The organism is Veillonella sp., from assembly GCF_019414865.1.
GTDB lineage: Bacteria > Bacillota > Negativicutes > Veillonellales > Veillonellaceae > Veillonella.
Window position 1 is genome coordinate 1 of the sequence record NZ_DXLG01000155.1, and the last position, 3,224, is coordinate 3,224.

The window sequence follows — 3,224 nt, forward strand, 5'->3', positions numbered from 1 at the left end:
GTATATTACAAAATAAACATCGTTATCAATCACAGTAGATCTAACTTAACTATATATAAACGACTATGATATTATCTATTGCCACCATCCTGTGTTCGTTGTATAATGACATATGTCCATGACGAAAAGATATCTTTTCCATGGTCTTTTATTAGTTTTTATTAAGTATTGGAGTGTACTATGAATCGATTTGTAAAAACAATCAATAGAGTCAGTCTAATCCAACAAATTATCATAGGTTTGATTATTGGTATTTTGACAGCTCTATACGTGCCAGATGTGGCAAATGAATTAGCTTTATTAGGCGTTCTCTTTGTTGGTGCTTTAAAAGGGATTGCACCAATCCTCGTATTCTTTCTTGTAATTGCAGCCATCAGTAAACACCGTTCTGGCCAAAAAACAGGGATGGGATCTGTAATCACATTATATTTATTAGGTACATTCCTTTCTGCAGCACTTGCTGTAGTCGTAAGCTTTATGTTCCCTACTACATTACACCTTGCAGCTAGTGCAGCCGATGCAGCTCCACCACAAGGTATCGTAGAGGTAATGAAAACACTTTTAAAAAATATTGTTGATAATCCAGTAAAAGCCTTGATGACTGCTAACTATATCGGTATTTTAGGCTGGGCACTTATCATTGGTGGCGCTTTACGCCATGCACCAATGAATACTAAGGAAGTAATGGAGTCTATCGCTCAAGCTATTACAACTGTAGTAGGTTGGATTATCCGCTTTGCTCCTCTTGGTATCATGGGTCTCGTAGCTGACTCTATTGCTACTAACGGTATTGAAGCTTTAATTGGTTATTTCCAATTACTCGTATTACTACTTGGTTCTATGATTTTCGTAGCATTAATAGTAAACCCACTTCTATCTTTTGTATATCTTCGCCGTAATCCATATCCATTGGTTTTCAAATGTTTACGTGAATCTGCAATCTATGCGTTCTTTACTCGTAGCTCTGCTGCAAACATCCCTGTTAACCTCGATTTAGCAAAACGTTTAAAACTTAACCCTGATATGTATTCCGTATCCATTCCATTGGGTGCAACAATCAACATGGGTGGTGCAGCAATCACAATTACAATCATGACATTAGCTGCTGCCCATACACTTGGAATCGTTGTAGATATCCCTACAGCAATTCTCTTATCTGTTATTGCTACTATCGGTGCTTGTGGTGCTTCTGGCGTTGCTGGTGGTTCCCTACTTCTAATTCCTCTTGCTTGTTCTCTATTTGGTATCTCCAATGACATCGCAATGCAAGTTGTAGGTGTAGGTTTCATCATTGGCGTTTTACAAGACTCCACTGAAACAGCACTTAACTCCAGTACAGATATTCTCTTCACTGCTACTGCAGATTATGCAAAACGTGGCTATCACGAAAACTGGAACTAACATCTAAAGGCGGTCCTTCGGGGCCGTCTTTTTTATGTATGGTATTAATTTAAAAGCAATCTTACTATACTACTCATACTACTATTCAGTGTATAATATAAAGGACACACGATAAGAATCAACATAGATATTTATTGTAATCCTAAGTATTTATGGTAACTCTAAGTGTTTATATTGATCCTAAGTGTCTATTTAAATGACTTATGACTATATTGATTTTATTCAATATAGTTGTTATAATAGAGTTAATGATAACGACTATTAATAGATAGCAATAGAAAGGAATCAACATGAAACAATACGATATTATTGTAGTTGGCACAGGCGGCGCAACCATCGTAGCTGATGCAGCTATCAAAAAAGGCCAAAAGGTGGCCATCATAGAAAAAGGTAAATTCGGTGGCACATGCCTAACTCGCGGTTGTATTCCTACGAAGGTTATGGTTACAGCAGCTAATGCCATTCAAGAGGTAGAAGAGTTCAAAAAAATAGGCATCAATGTTGGCTCTGCTACTATGGATTGGGACCTTGTATCTAAACGTACATGGCATAAAATCGACGAGTCTGCAGGCATCTATGATTATTACAATGCGTATGACAATGTAGATGTATATCGTGGTGCGGCAAGCTTTGTATCCGATAAAGTAATGAATATTCATCTTAACGATGGTTCTGGCATTGTAGAAATTACAGCTCCAACGATTATCCTTGGTACTGGTGGTTATAGTAATATACCAAATGTACCTGGTCTAAAAGAGGCAGGTTTCCTTTCTAGTGAAAGTTTATTTGGCGATAAGTTCCCGAAACAACCGTACAAATCCCTTGCTGTACTCGGTGCAGGCCCTATCGGCGTAGAATTCGGTCACGTATTTGATGCAGCTGGTACTGAAGTTACCATCATTCAACATAATGTGCGCCTTGTACCTAAAGAAGACGAAGAGATGTCCGAACATCTTCTTCAGAACTACCGAGCTCGTGGTATTAATGTAATCTTAAACCAAGACACTGTTGAAATCCGTCAAGAAGATGGTCTTAAAATAGTAGTCACTAAAGATCGTAGCACTGGTGAAATTACAGAAACTAAGGTAGAAGAAATCCTCGTAGCAGCCGGCATTCGTCCTGCTGTAGAAGAGCTCCATCTCGAAAACACAGGTATTGAAACATGGCCAAAGGGCTGGATTAAAACAAACGAGTTCCTTGAAACATCTGTTGATGGCATCTATGCCTTAGGCGACGTAAACGGCGAACCTGCATTCCGTCATCGTGCGAACTATGAAGCTGATATTATCGCCCACAACCTATACTTTGCTAAAAACGAAGAAGATTTCCGTTGGGCACGCTATGATACATTGCCAAAGGTTACCTTCTCCTACCCTGAGATTGGTAGCGTAGGTCTTACTGAAGCAGAAGCTATTAAAGCAGGCTATAATGTAGGTGTTGGTAAAAATTACTACTCTTCCACAGCTAAAGGCTACGCAATGGGTATCAACCCTGGCGATGTTAATGACGGTTTCGTTAAAATCGTAGTGGACAAAGACACTAACCATATTCTTGGTATGCACGTAACAGGTCCTCAAGCATCTATCCTCTTCCAACCTTACGTAAACCTTATGAACAGCGGTATAACTCCATTGACTGCTATTAATGAAGAAATCGCATCTGAACGTACTAAACGCTTACGTGAAAAAGGTATTACTCGTGCTATGGATCCTAAGTCCGTTATCACTGTAGGCGAAACTATGAGCCCACATCCTTCTCTTGTAGAGGTCATCATGTGGACACAAGTATACTATGAAAATCGTTGGTAATAATAAATATATAAC

The 3,224-nt window shown here is 38.9% G+C and carries 2 protein-coding genes; both read left to right on the forward strand.

Going from position 1 to position 3,224, the window contains the following annotated elements:
- The first annotated feature begins 180 nt into the window (after positions 1-180).
- The gene (sstT, locus tag QZ334_RS07645) at positions 181-1,401 is read left to right on the forward strand and encodes a serine/threonine transporter SstT (RefSeq protein ID WP_105085359.1); all 1,221 of its coding nucleotides are present in this window, start codon (positions 181-183) and stop codon (positions 1,399-1,401) included.
- A 290-nt stretch (positions 1,402-1,691) separates the two neighbouring features.
- Complete coding sequence (locus QZ334_RS07650; RefSeq protein ID WP_295233354.1) at positions 1,692-3,209, forward strand: dihydrolipoyl dehydrogenase family protein; 1,518 nt, start codon at positions 1,692-1,694, stop codon at positions 3,207-3,209.
- Positions 3,210-3,224 lie beyond the last annotated feature (15 nt).

Excerpts from the sequence above, each read along its gene's own strand:
- sstT (WP_105085359.1), top strand. The coding sequence starts at position 181 with ATGAATCGATTTGTAAAAACAATCAATAGAGTCAGTCTAATCCAACAA.
- QZ334_RS07650 (WP_295233354.1), top strand. The coding sequence starts at position 1,692 with ATGAAACAATACGATATTATTGTAGTTGGCACAGGCGGCGCAACCATC.